Source organism: Balnearium lithotrophicum, from assembly GCF_900182585.1.
GTDB lineage: Bacteria > Aquificota > Aquificia > Desulfurobacteriales > Desulfurobacteriaceae > Balnearium > Balnearium lithotrophicum.
Window position 1 is genome coordinate 100,665 of record NZ_FXTM01000003.1, and the last position, 20,382, is coordinate 121,046.

Annotated in this window: 16 protein-coding genes; 15 read left to right on the plus strand and 1 reads right to left on the minus strand. The window is 34.3% G+C overall.

Annotated features, from left to right (window positions below; translation table 11 throughout):
• Positions 1-119 precede the first annotated feature (119 nt).
• Positions 120-542, plus strand: a complete 423-nt coding sequence (gene tnpA / locus FN732_RS01770) for an IS200/IS605 family transposase (protein ID WP_142934015.1) — start codon at positions 120-122, stop codon at positions 540-542.
• Positions 543-1,706 carry an IS200/IS605 family element RNA-guided endonuclease TnpB gene (tnpB, locus tag FN732_RS01775; protein WP_142934017.1) on the plus strand — a complete coding sequence of 388 codons (1,164 nt, stop codon included), beginning with the start codon at positions 543-545 and terminating at the stop codon, positions 1,704-1,706.
• Between the two features lie 13 nt (positions 1,707-1,719).
• Here tnpB and FN732_RS01780 read toward each other — a convergent pair whose 3' ends face one another.
• Positions 1,720-2,844, minus strand: coding sequence for an iron-containing alcohol dehydrogenase family protein (locus tag FN732_RS01780; protein ID WP_142934019.1), 1,125 nt, complete (start codon positions 2,842-2,844; stop codon positions 1,720-1,722).
• Positions 2,845-2,911: 67 nt separating this feature from the next.
• Here FN732_RS01780 and rgy point away from each other — a divergent pair, with 67 nt between their 5' ends.
• From rgy to FN732_RS01845, 13 genes are all read left to right on the plus strand, one after another.
• Positions 2,912-6,472 (plus strand): reverse gyrase, encoded by a 3,561-nt coding sequence (rgy, locus tag FN732_RS01785; protein ID WP_142934022.1) that lies wholly within the window; start codon positions 2,912-2,914, stop codon positions 6,470-6,472.
• A gap of 141 nt (positions 6,473-6,613) precedes the next feature.
• Positions 6,614-7,573, plus strand: a complete 960-nt coding sequence (locus FN732_RS01790; RefSeq protein ID WP_185954200.1) for a GGDEF domain-containing protein — start codon at positions 6,614-6,616, stop codon at positions 7,571-7,573.
• Positions 7,570-8,586, plus strand: a complete 1,017-nt coding sequence (locus tag FN732_RS01795) for an HlyD family secretion protein (protein WP_142934027.1) — start codon at positions 7,570-7,572, stop codon at positions 8,584-8,586. Before FN732_RS01790 ends, FN732_RS01795 begins: the two co-directional genes overlap by 4 nt.
• Positions 8,583-10,286, plus strand: coding sequence for a TolC family protein (locus FN732_RS01800; protein ID WP_142934029.1), 1,704 nt, complete (start codon positions 8,583-8,585; stop codon positions 10,284-10,286). Before FN732_RS01795 ends, FN732_RS01800 begins: the two co-directional genes overlap by 4 nt.
• Positions 10,283-11,770, plus strand: a complete 1,488-nt coding sequence (gene pelF / locus FN732_RS01805; protein WP_142934031.1) for a GT4 family glycosyltransferase PelF — start codon at positions 10,283-10,285, stop codon at positions 11,768-11,770. Before FN732_RS01800 ends, pelF begins: the two co-directional genes overlap by 4 nt.
• Positions 11,757-13,316 carry an MATE family efflux transporter gene (locus tag FN732_RS01810; protein ID WP_142934033.1) on the plus strand — a complete coding sequence of 520 codons (1,560 nt, stop codon included), beginning with the start codon at positions 11,757-11,759 and terminating at the stop codon, positions 13,314-13,316. The genes pelF and FN732_RS01810 overlap by 14 nt, the downstream gene beginning before the upstream one ends.
• Positions 13,317-13,332: 16 nt before the next feature.
• Positions 13,333-14,208, plus strand: coding sequence for a glycosyltransferase family 2 protein (locus FN732_RS01815; RefSeq protein ID WP_185954202.1), 876 nt, complete (start codon positions 13,333-13,335; stop codon positions 14,206-14,208).
• On the plus strand, positions 14,186-15,211 hold the full coding sequence (locus tag FN732_RS01820; RefSeq protein WP_142934038.1) for a GNAT family N-acetyltransferase: 1,026 nt from the start codon (positions 14,186-14,188) through the stop codon (positions 15,209-15,211). Before FN732_RS01815 ends, FN732_RS01820 begins: the two co-directional genes overlap by 23 nt.
• On the plus strand, positions 15,199-16,095 hold the full coding sequence (locus FN732_RS01825) for a lysylphosphatidylglycerol synthase transmembrane domain-containing protein (protein ID WP_142934041.1): 897 nt from the start codon (positions 15,199-15,201) through the stop codon (positions 16,093-16,095). Before FN732_RS01820 ends, FN732_RS01825 begins: the two co-directional genes overlap by 13 nt.
• Positions 16,096-16,097: 2 nt before the next feature.
• Positions 16,098-16,910 (plus strand): polysaccharide deacetylase family protein, encoded by an 813-nt coding sequence (locus FN732_RS01830; RefSeq protein WP_185954203.1) that lies wholly within the window; start codon positions 16,098-16,100, stop codon positions 16,908-16,910.
• Positions 16,903-17,817 (plus strand): hypothetical protein, encoded by a 915-nt coding sequence (locus tag FN732_RS01835; protein ID WP_142934045.1) that lies wholly within the window; start codon positions 16,903-16,905, stop codon positions 17,815-17,817. Before FN732_RS01830 ends, FN732_RS01835 begins: the two co-directional genes overlap by 8 nt.
• A 460-nt stretch (positions 17,818-18,277) precedes the next feature.
• Positions 18,278-20,047 (plus strand): hypothetical protein, encoded by a 1,770-nt coding sequence (locus FN732_RS01840; RefSeq protein ID WP_142934047.1) that lies wholly within the window; start codon positions 18,278-18,280, stop codon positions 20,045-20,047.
• 33 nt (positions 20,048-20,080) lie between these two features.
• Positions 20,081-20,382 (plus strand): helix-turn-helix domain-containing protein (locus FN732_RS01845; RefSeq protein ID WP_142933554.1); only part of this gene is annotated, 302 nt, incomplete at its 3' end.

A 20,382-nucleotide genomic window follows, 5' to 3' on the forward strand; every position in this document is an offset into this window, starting at 1 on the left:
TCCTCTCCTTTTCAAAGGAGAGATACAGCGCACGGCGTAAGCCGTTGTTCTGACTATGCGACAGTAGAGAATCAGCGTTATCACCTTGTTTTATTGCAAATTTGTTGTATACTATCCGTATGGGAAAAACAAAGCTGAAACCGACTGTAAAGAGAGGAAGAACCTGCATATATAACTGTAACTACCACATAGTTTTTTCAACCAAATACAGGCGGAAAGTTTTGACTCCAGAAATAGAGGATTACCTGAGAAAAGTGATAATAGAAACCGGAATAGAAAAAGGATTTGACGTAGCACTGGTAGAGGTAGGGGAACAAGACCACGTTCACCTATTTGTATCAGCCCACCCGAAAGTAGCACCCTCGTATATTGTAAAAATGGTAAAGGGAATAAGTGCAAGGAAGTTGTTTTTGAAATTCCCAGAGCTTAAAAAGAAACTATGGAAAGGACACTTGTGGAATCCTTCCTACTACATAGAGACGATAGGTTCAATTTCTGAAGACGTAATACGAAGGTATATAGAGAATCAGAAGAGGAAGTAAATGTTATACGTTTATCGGTTCAGGCTTTATCCGAAGGAAGGACAGATAGAGTTTCTGAACCGTCAAATAGGGCACTGTAGATTTGTTTACAACAAGCTTCTTGAAATAGCAAAGAAAGATTACGAGGTAGAGGGTAAGAAGTGGAACTATTATGAGTATAAAAAGCTCCTGCCTAAACTGAAAGAGGAGTTTTCATTTCTCAAAGAAGCAAACAGCCAATCACTCCAAGAAGCGGTAAGATGGCTTGATAGAGCTTTTAAAAACTTCTTCAAAGGACTTGCAAAATTTCCCAAGTTCAAGAGCAAAAAGAGAACAAACAGCATATCAATTCCTCAACACTTCCGTATAGAAGGGAACAAAGTAAAGATTCCAAAACTGAAAAAGCCGATAAGATTCATAAAACACAGAGAAATAAAAGGGAAAATAAAGTCCATCACGATTACAAAGACTCCTACGGGAAAGTTCTACCTTAACATCTTGGTAGATAGAGAGATAGAACCTCTACCGAAAGAAAACAAAATAGTAGCGATAGACGTAGGACTTACCCATTTTTGCACTATATCAAACGGAGAAAAGATAGAGAAACCAAAACACTTAATAGAATCCGAAAAGAGGCTAAAGAAACTCCAAAGACATCTTTCAAGGAAAGAAGTAGGAAGTAAAAGGTTCCTAAGACTCAAAAAGAGAATAGCTAAGCTCCACGAAAAGATAAAAAACCAAAGGGATGACTTTCTTCACAAACTAAGCAGAAAGATAATCGGCGATAACCAAGCCGTGATAGTGGAGGATTTAAACATCAAGGGAATGATAAAGAACTCAAGACTTGCAAAGCATATAGCAGACGCAAGCTGGAGGAGATTTATCCAGTATCTTGAATACAAGGCGAAGCTGTACGGTAGAGAGCTAATCAAGGTAGATACATTCTTTCCGTCGTCAAAACTGTGCAGCAAGTGCGGGTATAAGAACGATGGATTAAAACTCTCTGATAGAGAGTGGACTTGTCCCTTATGTAAAACAAAACACGACAGGGACATTAACGCAGCGCTTAACCTGTTGAAAGAAGGTCTCACCCGCCTTAAAAGGGTGGTAGGGGTGGACCGCCCCGAACTTATGCCCGTGGAGGGTGCGATGGCACCCTGTGAAGCGGGAAGCCCCTCACTTTAGTGAGGGGAGGAGGTCACATTAACTCCTCTAAAATAACCCTTAAATCCCTCTCACTTGGAATTCTCGGCAGACTTCCCATCAGGTGTTTCTTCTCCATTGCCAAGGAGATAAACAAAGAAATATCGTCCTCCTTAAGGCCAACGGTTGATGCCTTTTGAGGTACTCCTAAAAATGAGAGAAACTCCTTCAGGAAATTTAAGAATCCATGAGAATTTCTTCCCATACCGATGTAATTTCCTATTTCCTCCAACTTATCCTTTATAGAAAGACCGTAGAATTCAAGAACGGGAACTAAGAAGATGCCGTTTGAGAGTCCGTGGGGAACTCTGTAGAGTACTCCTAATATGTGAGCAAGTGTGTGAACGAGTCCTGCTCCAGCATCCGCTATTGCCATTCCGCCAAGTAAACTTCCCAACATAACCTTTTCCCTTGCCTCAATGTCCTTTGGATTTCCAAAGGCTCGGGGAAGGTAGTTTAAGATTAACTTCATAGATTCTAAGGAGTAGAGTCTGCTTATTGGTGTAGCCCTTTTTGAGAGGAAGGCCTCAATTGAATGGGTTAGAGCATCAATACCTGTGTTTGCAGTTACAAACTGGGGCATTGAAATCGTCAGCTCAGGGTCATCAATCGCAAGAGCAGGAAATAGAAATCGGGATATTAAGGGAGCCTTCCTCAACTTTTCCCTATCGGTTAAAACTGCAAAGGGAGTTACCTCTGAACCTGAACCAGATGTAGTTGGAACAGCAACTAACGGAACTCCCGGTCTTTTAAAGACTTCCGGAATCCCTATGAACTCCCTGATGTTTCCTTCATTCTCAAGCATAACAGAGACGACCTTTGAAACGTCTAAGGGACTTCCTCCTCCCACTGCTACAATGAGGGTAGGGGAAAACTCCTTTACCTCCTTAAGAACTTCTTCGGCATTTTCTACCGTAGGGTCCTCCTTTACAAGGGGAAAAACTTTAACCTCCCCCTCAATCTGTTCTGAAATTTTCTTCGTGTATCCTAAAGAAACGGCAGATGAACCGCAGATTACAGCCGTTCTTTTGGTATTCAAATTTAGGTATGAGATTTCCTCAGATAGTCTGTTTACTGCTTTTCTTCCAAAAACCACTCTTGTAGGGATAAAGTGTCTCATAGTTCACCCCATTGAAATTTTGATAGACTTAATAGAGTGAAGTTTAACAAATAAAACAGGAGTAACCATGAAGATTGCTGAGTTTCACAGAATGTGTCCAAACTGCGGTGGAATTATTTCGGACGAAAGGTTGAGAAAGGGTTTACCATGTGAAAAATGTCTTCCGAAAGAGATAGAGTACAAGGAGAGGGAGGAAATCTGTAGAGCTCTCGACAGAAACCTAAAGAGGTTTTCTGAAATTTGCGAACTTGACGAATTTGTTAAGGAGTACTCTGAGTTTTTTAAGGAGAAGACAGGTTTTACCCCTTGGAGCCTCCAGGTTATGTGGACTAAAAGGGTTGCTCTCAAAAAGTCATTTACTATGATAGCTCCTACTGGAGTTGGGAAAACAACGTGGGGACTTGTTACGAGTGCCTTTTTAAAAGGAAAAGTATACATAATCGTTCCGACAAGGCTTTTGGTCCTTCAAACTGTAGAGAGACTCAAGAAGCTGACCGATAAAAAAATCGTTGCCTACACGGGGAAAAAGAGAGAAAAGGAGGAGATAAAGGGAGGAAATTACGATATCTTGGTTACTACAACAAACTTTCTCTACAGGAACTTTGAAATAATTCCCAAACCCTTTAACTTTGTCTTTGTTGACGATGTAGATTCCCTCCTAAAGAGTGCAAAGAACGTTGATAAGGTTATAGAGCTCTTAGGATTTACCGATAACGATGTTAATTTAGCCCTCAAAATTCTTGACCTAAAGGCAAGAGCTGCAAAGTTAGGTGAAAAAGTCGATAAAAAACTAATAGAAAGGATTCGTAAGTATGAGAGATACTTGGAAAGGAGAAGGAGGGAAATAGATAACGTCTTAGTTGTCTCATCTGCAACCTCTCAGCCTAAGTCAAGGAGAGTTAAGCTTTTTAGGGAAATTTTGGGATTTGAAGTAGGAAAGTCTGCTACTGCCTTAAGGAACGTTGAGGACGTTCTCATCTACACAGATAAGGACCTCTTAGAGGAAACTGTTGAGAGGGTAAAGAGGTACGGTAAGGGAGCTTTTGTCTTTATCTCAAGCGATATGGGAAAGGACTACGTTGACATTGTTGTGGATACTCTCAACAAGAACGGTATTCCTGCTGTTTCCTACGAGGATTTTGACCCTGAAAACCAGAAAAGGTTTGTTGAGGGAGACCTTTGGGCTGCAGTAGGAATAGCGAGTTACAGAAATCCCTTAGCAAGGGGAATCGATTTACCACAGGCCGTCAGGTATGCCGTTTTTATAGGCGTTCCAAAGATGGAGTTCAGTGTAAGACTCACCCTTGCCCCAATTAAGCTCTTTGGAATGCTCCTTGTTTTGAGGGAACTCCTTCCAGAGGAGGAGCAGGTAAGGGCTATCTCGTACGTATCCTACTTAAAGAAGTACCTTAGTCTGAAGGAGGAGCTCTTAGATAGGTACCCAAAAATAAAGGAAAAACTTACAGAAATTAAGGAATTTTTGGATAGATACCTTTCAGACAAGAGTTTCCTTGAGAAAATTAAGGAGTCTGAAACTGTTTCTTTGAAGGAGAAGGATGGGGAGCTTTTTGTAGTTGTTGGAGATGCAGCAGGTTACGTTCAGGCTTCTGGAAGGACTTCAAGGATGTTTGCTGGAGGACTTACAAAGGGGCTCAGCCTTACGTTGGTGGACGATTTAAAAGCCCTAAACTCATTGAGAAAGAGAGTCATAATATTCCTCGAGGACATTAACTTCAAAGTTTTAAACTATGACAAAGGTAGGGATTTAGCTGAAAAGTTCGGATTTGAACTTGTGGACGAAAGGGACCTCGAGAGGATTTTTAAAGTTATAGATAAGGACAGGGAGAGGGTTAGGAAGATTCTATCAGGGGAAATTACACCCGAAACAAAAAGCTTAGTGACAACGGGGCTTATCGTTGTTGAATCTCCAAACAAGGCAAGGACAATTGCCAATTTCTTTGGAAAACCTATAAGGAGAAGAATTAAAGATGTTGATGCATACGAGATAAACATAGGGAACAAACTCCTACTCCTTACGGCATCAAAGGGACACGTCTTCGACTTAACCGTAAGGGACGGAATCTGGGGAGTTAAGGAGGAGGATGGAAGGTACATTCCCGTTTACGACACTATTAAGTACTGTACAAAGTGCAACGAGCAGACAACAGAGCCCTTCTGCTCAAAGTGTGAGGGAAGACCCGATGTTGACAAGATAACAATTGTTGAAGCACTGAGGGAATTGGGGCTTGAGGTTGATGAGATTTTCATAGCTAGTGACCCAGATACGGAGGGAGAAAAGATTGGATGGGACGTGGGAAGAGTTCTTCAGCCCTATCAGATGAAGATGAAGAGAATGGAATTTCACGAGGTAACAAAGTGGGCATTCATGGAGGCCCTTGAAAATCCAAGGGAAATTGATGAAAACTTAGTCAAAGCTCAAATTGTAAGGAGAGTTGCCGACAGGTGGGTAGGTTTTTCACTGAGCCAGCACCTCTGGAAGGTATTTAAAAAGCACTGGCTATCTGCCGGTAGGGTTCAGACTCCCGTTTTAGGCTGGGTAATAGAGAGGTACAGGGAAAGTAAGGAGAGAATAGGTCTATTAATTGTTGAGTCTAACGGTTTAAAGTTTTCATTTAAAGTTGAAAACTTAGAGGAGCTAAAGAGAATAGTTGCTGACAAGTTAAAGATAAAAGTTTTAAAACAGGAGACTGTAGAGAAGAATCCAAGACCTCCTTACAACACTGGGGAGCTCCTCAGGGAGGCCTCGGACAGATTGGGACTTTCAGCAGAAAGAATAATGGAAATTGCTCAGGACTTGTTTGAGAGTGGCTTTATCACCTACCACAGAACGGATTCAACAAGGGTTTCAACGGTAGGCATGGGAGTTGCAAAGGAGTACATATCTGAAAAGTTTGGAAGTGAATTTGTGAAACTTAGGCCTTGGGGAGAGGGAGGAGCTCACGAGTGTATAAGACCTACAAGACCGATTGATGAGTCAGGTTTGAGGACCCTTGTAACTGTTTCAGGTTCCTCCGCAAGAATGACAAAGGAGCACTTTAAAGTTTACGACCTGATATTCAGGAGATTTATTGCCTCTCAAATGGTTCCTTTTAAAGGGGAAAAGGTTGTTTTAGAGGTAAAGCTCCTTCCCGATGAGATTAGAACGGAGGAAGAGTTTCTGACAGAGATTGTTAAAGATGGCTGGAACCTCGTTTGGCCCGTTGAAACAGATGAAATTCCCATTGAAGTTAAGGAGGGAGAGAGTTACTACTTTGACGTTACTACTGTTTCAAGGAGAAAAATTCCAAAGGCATTCCCATTTACACAGGGAGAGCTTGTTGAGGAGATGAGAAAGAGAGGTATAGGAAGACCATCAACGTACGCAAAGATTGTTCAAACAATCTTAGATAGGGGATACGTCGTTGAGAAGGGAAAGTTCTTGTATCCAACAAGGTTGGGAATAAAGGTTTACGAATACTTATCAACAAATTTCCCAGAGTACACCTCGGAAGAATTTACAAGGGAGCTTGAGGAGTTAATGGACAGAGTTGAGAATGGAGAGGCAGATTATTTACAGATAATAGATGGTTTAAAGCCTGTCTTAAAGTTTGCAGAGACAAGGTCTTAACTCCAGTTTATTTTAGTTTTTGATAAATATCAATGTGTATAAGACATAAACTTTATAGAAATAGATACAATGAATATTGTCATTATACCTAAACGTTATTATATTTAACCTTATGGAAAGGACGATTTATACCTTTAGATAGTGGAAGAGGATATGACGTATCTTTTTAACCTGAAGGACAGAGAGAAAAACTTTGATTATGTTCTTACACTAATAAACATTGTTGTATCTCTAACAATAGGTAGCATTGTAGCTCTAAGTGATGAAAAAATTTTCTTTTTCATCACGCCGTTACACATTATATTCTTAATTTTCTCTATTTACTTACTAAAGAATGATAAAATTCATTTATTCCAGTATGTATATAGTGCCTCAACGTTTATATTCTATGCGTTATTAACAATAATCTTACCTCCTGAAAGAAATATATGGATATTTATATATCCTATAATAGCTACATTCTTTTCTAAATATGAACTAGGATTGATTCTTTCTCTTCTTATTATGGTTTTACTTGGTATAGATATATCCTTCAAATACAGGATTGTTAGCCTTGATGTTATACCTCCAAAACTTTCCTTACGTCTGCATATTTTACTTGCGTATATTTTTGTCCTAATTATAGTTTTCATTAGGTCCTTAAGAGTTAGTACCTACATTAATTTCTTAGAAAGGATATACCCTGTAGATTTAGAAACGGGAGCTTTAAGTAGATATCAGCTAGAAAGAGAAATAGAACAAGCTATTTCTCTATTAAAACGTTACGACTTTCCATTTCTTTATATTGCTATTGGTATAGAAGAGCTGCGAAAACTTAATCCACATAAAGTTCAGAAAGTTTTAGCTGAGCTTGTTTCAGGAATAAAAAGTATAATCCGGGATAGTGATTTCATAGCACGTTACAATAGAAATTTATTCATAATACAGTTGGCAAATACTTCCTCAGAAAAAGCTCAACCTGTTATAGAAAGAATCAATAAATATCTTGAGAAATTTAGCAAGGAGTACTCTATAAAAGTGAACATTGCTGTGACTGACCTTGAGAAGGATGATACAGTGGATACGCTTATTGAAAAGCTTTTAAGGAAACTCAGAGAATGAGGATATTATTAGTAATTTTAATTCTACTAACTGTCTGGTCATGTCAAGTTGAACCTCCTGAAGAAAAGGAAATTGAAAAATCAAAGGACATTATAAAAGTAACAATAGAAGGTTTAATTTATCCTTCAGAAGACAGAAAGATAATTTCCCCGGTTACTGCAAGGGTAAAGAAAATCTATAAAAGTACCGGAGATTACGTTAGAAAGGGAGAGGTAATTCTTGAACTTGATATAAAAGACCTTGAAAGGAAATATCGTCAAGCTCTTATAAACTATAAAATATCAAAAATTCGGTATGAGGAATTCTATCTACCCCAGAGAATAACAGCCAGTGACGTAGCTATAAATAATGCAAAGGAGGACCTTTTAAAAAGTTATGAACTTTATAAGAAAGGATACATATCGCTTTCTGAGCTTCACAGTGCAGAGATACGTTATGAGACTTTATTAAAAAGCAGGAAGAAAAGTGAATATACCTACAGAAAAGATAGTTACCTTCTGCAAAAAAAGAGAAAGGAAGCACTGGAAAATTTAAAAAAAGCCAAGATAGCACTGGAAAAAGCTAAAGAAGCACTAAAATATAGATACATTATTAGTCCTATAAGCGGTTTTATTGCCAAACTTTCCCCCATTGAGGGACAAGAAATTTTCAAGAACGATGAAATTGGGGAGATAATTAATATTGATAAAGTTAAGCTTAAAGGAGCATTTTTTCCAGGAACTTATCAGTTTTTAAAGGTGGGAATGGAGGGAGACGTTAAGTGTTTTACAGTTCCTGCCTATGTAGGTAAGGCAAAGATAGAAAAGCTTGTTCCGATAGTTGACCCTACTCTGGGTAGAATGGTTTTATATATGACTTTGGATAATAGGAATTACATTCTTCAACCACAAACTAAGTGTCTTATTAGTTTCAAGTTTAAACCTGAGGAGGTTGGAGCTATGGGTCTCGATTTACCAAAAGAGGGGAATGAAATATTCATAAAATCAAATATAAAATCTAAAAAATTAAAATGAAAGCGTCTAAAAGTTATTTTTTGTTTTTTCTTCTGTTACTTGGATTTTCTGTCTGCTATGCAAAGGGTAATATAGCTTATTCATTACAGGTTTATACATCAAACAATTTTAAATTTGCCAATCAATTTCTAAATAAAGTTAAACTTAAAAATGACAAATTCTTTATCTATAAGACAGATAAAGGAATGTGGACTGTTAGAATATTTTTATTACCAACAGTTAAAGAGGCTTCTTCTCACATAAAGGAAGTTCAGAATATTGTTGGAACAAAAGATATTTCCATTGTTCCTTCGGATTTGCGAAAACTCAATACGAAGTTAAAGTCTAAAATTTATAGAGAAAAAGGAATTTCAGAGAAAAAAAAGAAAAAAATAGTTAAAAAGAAATCCACCAAGGATTTGTTCAAAAAAAATGTTATATTTAAGGAATCAAGAAAAAAAATACAGAAAATAGAACCAATTGAAAAGAAGCAGTCTAGACATAGCAACAAAGTCAAAGAGATTAAAACATTAGTAAATAAAGAAAGAATATTGACCCTTTCTGATTATCTAAAGTTAGTTGAAAAAAATAATGAAAACATCTCTATTAGTTTTAAGGATTTTAAAAGGAATATTTTAAATTTTTATAGGAATCTAGACTATTACAACTTTAATCTATCTATTTCTGGCAGCTTTCTTGAAAAGTATTATATGAATAACAGTTTTTCTAATGAAAAATCTATATCAATCAAAGGTTCAAAAGTCCTATATGATGGAGGAGTAAAAAGTTTATTGGAAAAGGAGCTTTATATAGTACTATCTCTAGAAAAGCAAAAAGTTCTAAGGGCAGTTCAATTATTAAAGCTTTCAGCAGTATCTACGTATATACAGACCTTTTATCACCAAGAACTAATAAATATTATAAAGGAACAATTAGAGAATAGAAAGAAATTCTTTTTATCTTTGAAGCAAATGTACAAAAAAGAAACTAAAATTTCTAAATACGCTCTTCTTACAGAGGAAAGAGAGATTTTTAAATTAAAGAATGCACTTTTAAGAGAAAGAACTGTATATAAAAAGTGGGAATTAGAACTACGAACGATGGGTGGTATAAATGATACTACCCCCTTAAAATTACTCCCTCCTGATATTAACTATTTTCCAAGTATTTCCAGAGGAGAAAGAAAAGCTCTGGAAAGTTCTCCAATTATCAATATAGATAGGTACAAAATAAAAGATGCTGCTATTTCTTATTACATCGAAAAAAAGAGAAATAAACCACTTGTAACCCTCACTAGTGGAATTACTGCCTCTAACGTAATGAAGTCTCCCTTTTACGATATAGGAATAACAATTACCTATCCTCTTTTTGATGAAAAGGAAAGAGGTAGAAAACTTTTATTGAAAAAACTTGACTTATTAAAAAGAAAACTCACTTTAAAAAGGGACTTGAAGAATACTGTCAAAAGCTTTCTTTCTTTGTATGAAGATTATAAGCTTTATAAAAGAGAAAAAATCTTGTTAGGAAGGATTTTGGAGTTGGATAAGAAGCGATTAGAAATATCAAAGGAAAAGTATATCGAAGGATTAGGTGATTACATATCTGTAATGACCTCTTGGAATGACCTTTTAATTACAAAGAAAAAGCTTTTGTTATCTTCATTGCTAGAAAATAAAGTTCTATTTGATATTTCAATAATGGAAGGAAGTGATTTGAAATGAGCTATAAAGCCAGAGTGGTAATGACGACAGAAGGGACATATCCTTATAGTACCGGCGGAGTTAGTACATGGGCACACATCCTTGTTCATGAAATTAAAGATATAGAATTCCATATACTTGCAATAATGATGAACCCCTTTGTGTCTGCAAAGTTTGATTTGCCTTCAAATGTAACAAAATTGATAAATGTACCCCTCTGGGGAACAGAGGAACCAACAGAATATCTATTAAATCTCCCTTTTCATAAGGTTTTTTGGAAAAAAATTAACACAAAGTCTGACCCGGTAGCCATTAGTAAATTTATTGAATATTTAGAAACTATAACCTTAGCTATATATGGCAAAGAAAATAATTTGGATAAAGTGTGTGAAACTTTATACAATTTTCATAACTTCTTTTTAAAACACGACTATTCTATGGCCTTTAAATCAGAAGAAACATGGAATTACTTTTACAACTTAATTCTTGACATTCATCGATATGAAAAGGAAGTTCCATCGATTTATGACGTTGTAGAAGCTTTAAGATGGCTTTATAGATTTTTTATAACTCTTATATCTCCTCTTCCACAAGCAGACATTTATCATTCTAGTGCTGCTGCGTTGTGCGGGTTACCGTGTATTTTGGCAAAGGAAAAGTTTGGAAGTAAGTTTTTACTTACAGAACATGGTATCTATGTTCGGGAACAGTATCTCTTTGTTTCTCGTGAAAAGTATCCTGTTCTTTCAAAGAGATTTATTATGGGGCTTATAAAGTTAATTTCAAGGCTTAATTATTACTTTGCTGACCAAATATCTCCAGTATGTGCATACAACAAAAGATGGGAAATAACATTCGGAAAGGTGAAAGAAGAAAAAATAAAAGTCATCTACAATGGTATAGATGTCGAACGTTTTAAAAAATTGGATGTTCCCAGAATGGATAGACCTACAGTTGTTACTATAGCCAGGATAGACCCTTTGAAAGATATTGAAACCTTCATACGTGCCTGTGATTTAGTCAGAAAAAAAATTCCAAATGTTCTCTGTAAAGTTTTCGGTCCACCTGTTGATGAAAAATACTTTGGAAGATGCCAAAAGCTTGTAAGGAAGTTAAACTTGGAAGGTAATTTTATCTTTGCTGGTAAGACATCCTCTCCTGAAAGAGCGATAAATGAAGGGGATATATTTGTTCTTACCAGCATTTCTGAAGCGTTTCCTTTTGCTGTTCTTGAAGCTATGGCCTGTGAAAAAGCAGTTGTATCTTCTGACGTAGGAGGAGTTAGGGAAGTTCTGGAAGGATATGGTTTCCTAGTAAAACCAAGAGATTATAGAGCCTTTGCAGAAAAAATAGTGTATTTATTTGAAAATCCATCAATCCTTGCAGAACTATCTGTTGCATCGCGCCAGAGGGTTCTTAATGGATTTAGAATTGAGGACATGACTACAAACTATAAGGAAAGTTATCTTTCACTTACAAGAAAGGAAGATGGTGTACTCTCATAGATATATTCAGCTCCTTAAAGAAATAACAGAAGGCAAAAGTAAACCTACCGATTATTGGGAAATTGCTGCTCTGTTAGAGTCAAACGGTATAAGAGATATAGACGCCAGGGAAGAATGGGGTAAAGAGGATATATTTTCTCTTGCAAGAGAACTGTACAAATATGTTGATTTATTGAAGTATGAAGTACGGAAAGAAACTTTAGAGGAAAGACCTTTTCTAATTAGAATTTTCTTGAATTACTTGAAAGGTACTCTCTTTGCCCTTCCGATGGCTATCCAAATAGTTTCAATGGTTATTGTTGGTGTTGGTATTTGGTCATACATACACTTTTCTTTAAGAGAAGCAACTGCAATAGCTTTTGGAACACTGTTAGCTCTTTTCTCTACTGGTGGAATAGCTCAAATGATAGGTAGAAAAGGACTTTTTTATTTAAAATTTGGAGAGTACTTACTTGCAAGTAAAATAACAAAACGTTTTTATCTGATAGGACTCATTTTAATAGCAGTTTATGCTATAACCATTTCGTTTGTTAACTACCTTATGAACCTCTTCCCTTTTTATATGTTCAAATTAGCAATTTTATATTACATTTTACTCAGCATAATATTCCTAGTATTTTCTATTTTCTACATGTTAAATGACTATTTCTCCCTTACACTTCTTACTTTTATAGGAATCTTATTGGTTTTACTCTTCTTTAAAGTTTTTCACTTTGGAATCTATACTTCTCAAATATTTGGTATGGGAATTTTAATATTAATATCAAACATTATCGCTTTTAGGAAATTAAGGAAATTAGAATTAATGAACTATGCAGAAGGAGTAGTTTTACCTAAAGCAGGAACTTTATTCTATACACTGTATCCTTTTTTCATTTACGGTAGTCTTTATTTTCTATTTCTAATAATGGATAGGTTGATGGCTTGGACAACATCCCATGGCTATATGCCATATTTCATGTGGTTTAATATGCCTTATGAAGTTGGAGTTGATTGGGCACTGTTTACTTTTATTGTTACTGTAGCTTTTATTGAAGTATTTATTAATGAATTAGGAATTCTTTCTTTCCAAAAAATAAAAGAAATAAGCGCTTACAGTGTTAAAGAATTCAATGAACATTTTTTAAGAATATATAGGCTTGCTCTTGTAGTATTCATTTTTGTAGGAATTATCTCAATAATATTTTCCTTTTTCGCCCCATTAATCCTTTCTGTTAAGTTTAAATTAAAATATGCTAATGTATTTTTCATACTAGTTAACCAAGAAGTTTTTTGGTTTGCCTCTATTGGTTACACCTTTTTATCAGTGGCCCTTCTTAATTGTGTTATTTTCTTTGCTTATTCACGTTATAACTTTGCTTTAAAATCAATAGCATTAGGAGTTCTAGTTAACCTAGCTGTTGGATTCGCATTTAGTAGATTAATTGAGTATTATTATGCTATAGTTGGTTTAACAGTGGGATCCGTTGTATTTGCCGCTGTAAGTACATATTATGCGTTGAAGTTTTTCAAGAGATTCCACTACTATTACTACTCTGCTTTCTAAATTTTGGAGGGGTAAAGTGTTCTTAAGTTTTGTAATTCCGGCTTTCAACGAAGAAAAAACAGTAGGGAGCGTTGTTCGTGAATTGAAGGAGGCATTTCCAGAAGCTGAAGTGATAGTTGTTGACGATGGTTCAACTGATGGCACTTATGAAGCAGCTGTTAAATCAGGAGCTGACCTTGTATTGAAACATGAAAATAATCAAGGAGCGGGAATGTCCGTAATTACAGGAATAAAAAACGCCAAGGGAAAGTACTGTATAGTAGTAGATGCTGACGGACAACACCCTATTTCCGAAGTAAAAAAAGTTGTTAAAGCCTTGGATGGAGAGGTGGATGCAGTATTTACTCAGAGACAATCTTTAACTTCTTCTGGATGGTTTAAGGCAATTGGAAAATTTATTTTAATAAAAGTAACTAACTTTTTTGTGAAGAAAAAATTTAAAGATATAAATTCAGGACTTTTAGCTATAAAAAGAGAAAAAATTTTAAACTATCTTGACCTTCTTCCACGTAGATATTCCTTTCCAACAGCCCTTATTATAATAGCACATTTATTGAAATTCAAAGTTAAATTTATAGATATCCAAGTAAGTCCTCGTAAGGCTGGTAGTAGTAAGGTTAAGTTAAAGGATTTTTTAAGAGCACTTTTTATTATTCTGTCAACAGTCGTGGTTTTTGAACCGTTGTACTTCTTTATTCCACTCGCAATATACTCCTTTTATGGAGCAATTGCTGGAGGTCTCATTAGCTTATTTTTCCCCAACATTCTTAATCCTATGGGATTTATACGATTTACAGAATTTTCGATAATAATGTTTATAGGTTTAGTTTCAAATCAAATTTCCATTGTTATAAGGAGGTTGCTAGAAGTTGGTAAAATTACTAAATCCTAAGAATTTAGAGGAAGTAGAAAAGTGGGAAACTTTTAATAGAAAAAAAGGATATCTTTGGCACTCTGCAAAATGGATATCAGTATTACATAAAACGTACGGTTTTAAACCATTTTACCTTTATGAAGAAGAGAATGGAGAGATAATATCAATATTTCCTCTTTTTCATGTAAAAGGGTTATTAGGTCTAAAGGATGAATTTGTTTCTGTTCCCCATGTTGAAACAGGAGGTGTAATAAATTCTGATAGATTCTCTAATTATTTAGATTTTCTCTCTTCCAATAGAGAAATAAAGAAATTAAGAATTTATCAATTTAAAGATAAAATCAATTCTTATCCATCAAATGATATTAACTCTATATTTTTTATAGATATACCTAAAACTCAAGATGAACTAATAAAATTTTTTAAAAAAAAGAAAAAACGAAGTTTAAGGAAAATTGAAAATAAAGATTTTCCAGTAAATTGGGGCTTTTCTCAGGAAAACTTAGAAAAGTTTTTCTATTTACTACGGAAAAGAATGAAAGAATTAGGTACTCCCTGGCATAAAAAAGAATTTTACATTAATACATTTCTAACATTCAGAGAAAACTTATTATTTCTATTAATGGAACAAAATAACACACCTGTAGGTGTATCTATAGCGGTAATCTATGGTAAAGTTTGCTACTCACTTTATCATCTTGTTCCAAGGAAATATCAAAGGTATGGAATAAGTTTGTCTCTATATTACTATTTAATGAAGAAAGCTCGTTCGGAAGGAGCCGAAGTATTTTGCTTTGGTAGAAGTAAGAAAGGAACAGGTCCGTATGAACTTAAAAAGAGTTTTGGAGCTGTAGAATATCCAATCCATATTTACTCATTCCGTAAGAAAAATAATTCTTTTATTCCAGAATATTCAGAATTTGTATCGCAAAAATATGGATGGATTTCTGATATTATCAGGAAGTTACCTATAAATGTCTTAGAACCAATAGCAGGAAGCATAAGAAAATGGGTTTATTGAAGAAAATTTTGCCTTTTTTAGGGATTTTTCTATTTTTTTGGATTCTTTTCACTCAGATAAGTTTTCAGAATATTCTTTATACCATAGAAAATATTTCCCCTTTGTACATGATAATTTCTATAGTATTTATGTTAATACTCGCTATTCTTAAATACTCAAGGATTTTTATCTTCCTTCGTGTTTTAGGGGTAAATTTGTCAGCCTCCGCCCTTTTGAGAATTTATACATCCTCTGTTCTTCTAAGTCAGGTTACAACATTTATAGTCTCTATATTTGCAGCAACTACAGCTACTATTGTATCCAACAAAGGAGAAAAGAAACTGAGAATAGGAAATGCTTATATCGCTGCTAATATCTTCGACCTTTTATTTGCAGTTTTAATATTTATTCTATGTATATTTTTCGATAAGGATATCCTTCAGAAACTTTCTTTCAACAGAGGAAAATTAGTATTTATAACTGTATTTGTTATTCCGTTAATTGCTATTTCTTTCCTAATTTTGAAATTTCGTTATAAAGAACATTATAACGAAATAACTTCATCCATAAGAAAGATACTGATTCCTGGTGTTATAACTACCATAGTAATATGGATCTTTTATACTTTAACATGTTTATTTGAAGCGAAGGCTTTCGGTGTTTCTGTACCTATTCCCTACCTTTTAACGGTTTATATCTCTGGTAGTATTATAACAGCTCTTCCTATTTCCATCGGAGGTCTTGGAACTCGGGATATTGTATTCATTTACTTGCTTTCTCTAAAAGGAATTCCTAATGAAGTTGCCTTCCTTTTGAGTCTTTTCAGCTACATCCTGAATCCCTCTCTTTCTATGTTTTTACTATATTTATTTAGTATAATTGTTAAGGATGATATATTGAGGTAAATGTGAAACTATGTTTTACCGTCGATGTTGAGCTTGACCTTGGTAATGGACCATCATCTTACGGAATAGATAAAGGATTACCCTTTATTCTCTCTATCTTGAAGGAATACGGAATTAAAGGAACATTTTTCATAAATGGACTATCTATAGATAGGTTAAAAGAAACAAAGCTCATAGAAAAAATTATTATTGATGGACATGAAATAGCATCCCACGGATATAGACATGTGGATTATAGAGAACTTCCTTTCGATGTTGCTAAAAAAGAACTATCCTACGTAAAGGATGTTTTACAATCTTTAACAGGAAAGGTAGTAAAAGGATTCAGAGCTCCCCAGTTCAGAGTAAACGATTACTTAATAGATATTTTGTGTGAAGTAGGATATATGTATGACTCTTCTGTTCCAGAACCTAAATGTATAAGTGCTGCTTCTCTACTGAGAGGGGTAAGAAGTTCCTCTCATCTCTTAAAATCAACTTGTCCTTTAGAATTTCCTATAACTTGCCTTTCAACCATTCCAATTCCCCACGGTCTTCTTTGGGTATCAAAAATTGGTTTTGAATTATATAAAAAGCTTTTCACTAATTTAGTAAAAAGAAAAAAACAGGTTAATTTTTATGTTCACCCGTTTGATATAGTTGCTTCAGATGCAATGGGTAAAAGAACTTTAAAAGGCGTTTTAAGAAAAAGTTTTTATCTCTTTAATTTAGAAAATCCGAGGAAGTTACTTGAAAATCTAGTTTTATTTTGGGCAGAAACAAAAGTTAAATTTTCAACACTTGAAACTCTTTTAGAAGGAGAAAAAAATGATTAGGTGTTTTCTTCTAATGATTGTTCTTTTAACTTCTCTTAGTTCTTGCTATAGAGAAAAAAGCAAGTGTAACTTTGATATATGTGATATTTTGAATACCAGTGAAAAAATAGAACTAATAGAAGTTCCTGATAAATATAGAGATATTGATGAGGAAACTAAAAATCTCTTGAAGGATTTTCCTTTTATTTCTTATAAGCCCATTTTGGATTTTTACGGTAAGTTTCCTCCTGAATTCTACTCTTCAATCAAACTCAAATGGAAATCAGCTCCTTTCGAGAAAGCCAACTATTGGAGATTAAGATGGGACCCTAAATTCTATGATTTTATTTATTTAAAACCTTTTTGGATAGGGAACCTTAGCTTGAAAACCAATGACCTGCTGAAAAATTTTGCTATTTCTTTAAATGTATCTCCGGAGGAAATAGAAATTCTCGAAAATTGGGTAAAAAATGGAGGTAATTTATGGATAGAGTCAGCTATATTTATCTCAAGTTATGATTTATCTTTGAGAAGGATAAAAAGGAAACAAATCATTTCTTTCTTGAGAAAGTTAAAAAAATGCAAACTTTTTGGTAGGAAAATTAGAGTTTTTCTTATAAAGGCAAAAAGAATTGATAAGTTCCATATAAAACCTGTTTTAAAAGAGGTTAATGTTGATAAAGACATCAGATTTTTTAAAGGAGTAAAAAAGCTTCTCTTAAAACAGGAAGACTACATAGGTATCTATTTTACAGTAGATGGTACTCCTATTATTAAAAGTAATGGTAGAGTCTATTCTAGTTATGTAGAATATGGAAAAGGCAAGGTAATAACAACTGTTCCCTTTGATTTTATTAATACATACTTTGATGGTGAACTTTATAGATGGAAACTTTTGTTATGGGCAATGGGATATAATGCTCGATAATTCGGGTAGTATAGAAAGTTTGGTTTTTACTTATCAACTCTACGTTTTGTTTAAATTTATATTAGGAATTGTGCTATATTATATTTTAATTCCTCACTGGATATTTCCAAAGGAAATTTACAGAGAGCTCCAAGGTTGGAAAGAGAGATTTGTTTTCAATATAATTGTAATGACTGGCTTTTCCACTCTTATATTTCCTTTTCTTGTAATATTAAAGCTTTTTGGTTTTATTTCACTTGTCAGTTTTTTTATAACTGTTAAACTTCTATTTATTAAATTTTACTATAAGCAACATATTAGTAAATATATCATACATTTGTACAATCGAACAATCTATTCTTTAATAAGATTTTTTGAAAAAACAAATGTTTACTTCCTCTTATATAAAAGAAACATTAAACGCAAACTTTTACCTGCAGTAAAAGAGAAAGTTTCGTTAGCTAACATTTTAAGATTTTTGTTGTTAGTAGCTGTATTTTTATTTTCTTCTCTTCCTTTTATTTACCGAGGATTGGTCAGTTGGGTAGAGGGGTCTCCTGATATTAGCCAGTTTTACTATTGGTTTAATCTTTTAAAAAAGAACGTTATTATAGATAGGACAGCTGGAGCTCCATACATGTGGGGCGGTCCCATGATTCTTCATTCTATTAATACTTTACTTAATATTGACCCTATACCGCTCGTAAATTTAGCTCCAATATTTTATATTGGTATATTTTTTTTAGGACTTTATATTTTTGTCTCATATATATGCAAAAAAATATCACACATTCCAACATTTTCCCCCCTACTAGCAGTTCTTATCTTCTCTACCATAATGTCTTATAAGTTTGGGGTTTACTTGCTAAGTGGTTCTATAACAACAACTGACCCCATGATATTTTCTTTTGGACCATTAAAAATCTACTATAAACCTTTCCTACCCCAGTTTTTAACAAACTTTTTAAATCAGCAGTTTACTTCTTTCTGGAGACTGACGGTTTATCTTGAAGAAGAACATGCTTTTGCGTTTTTTATATACACATTGTACATTTTCATAAGAACACTTGAAACTCGCAGGAACATATATCTTTTTTTATTCTCTATCTCTTTAGGAATATTATTAAGTATTCATGCTGCTTATGGAATAATAGTAATTTTTACTCTTATCCCAATTCTTCTTTACTCTTTTTTCGTTGACGGAATAGACCTTAGATTCCTTTTTAAAGGAATAAAGTGGGCTTTTATGGGAGGTTTTTTAGGTATTACATGGATAGTCCAACTTTTTATTTATGGACTACCCCCTATATTTGGAAAAGCTCTTCCTTTCCTAGATGTTTTACTCAATAGAAATAAACCTAAAGTAGCTGTTTCATTTAAACCTATTGACCTTTATGCTGTTACAATTTCAGTCCCTAACCTCTCAATTCTACTTCTCTTTGGAAATTCTTTATTGTTTTCTATTTTGGGATTGTTAGATAAGAGAAAATTAAAAATTCTCGGATATGTAGGAGCTTTTACAATAGGAGTTTTAACAATTCATTTCTTTTCCAACTTTGGTTTTCCTCCTCTTTCCGCTAAAACAAGAGTAAATAACCTTCTTGCCCTTTGTTATTCCATTCAACTTTCCATCATTTATTTTTTTATTTTTGAACTTTCTCTGTACAAATTTTTAAAGAAACTTCATTATTACTTTAGCTTTACTATTATCTCTTTATTATTAATTTTTTTAATTTATATATCCCCCTCCGAGAGCTACCTATTCTCTCCAAATTATAAGAAAACCATGACATCCATAGAACAGGAGGATTTTCCTGTAATAGTTTATAAAATCAGAAGAGAATTTCAACCCTTTACTTACACTATAGTTTCTAATGTTCAACAATTTGCTCAAGTAGTTGGAAAAGGATTTCACATGAATATTTTCACATTTTTACTTAACTATTCTCCCTATGACCGTTACCTTCGAATTCCAACTGATTATGTAATTCTTTTTGTGGAAAATATTCCCAAAAATTACATGGGGCTAGGAGAATTTTGGTTTAGATGGAGAATTGACCAAAACCTAGCACTAAAAACATGGATAATAGAGTATGCAAAACATCATAAAAACATTAAACTTTGGTTTTCCAACGATAGAGTAGAAGTATATATAATAGATAATCGAAGTTATACAAAACTTTTAAAAAAGGAAAAAGCCCATGCGCTTGGACTGTTGAAGTTCAGAAAGAAGGTGGACACCCTAAAATAAGATTTGAACTCCAACAAAAGGAGGTGTCCACCAATGAAACAATTAAAGAAATTCAAAGGAACATCCCTGCACATATCAAATACACCCTTCAAAAAAACAATCAAAAGAGGAACGAAAATAAAAACAAAACTCGACCTAACAAAAGACCCAAACGTGAGAAAAAGACTTAAATGGATTCAACATTACGAAAAACACCAAAATGCAAGACTAACCTGCAGATACTTCGGAATAAGTCCAACCACCTTCTACAAATGGAAAAATAGATACAAAAAGTACGGTTTAGAAGGCCTCAAAGACAGAAACAAAAGACCCCACAGAGTAAGACAACCTCAGAT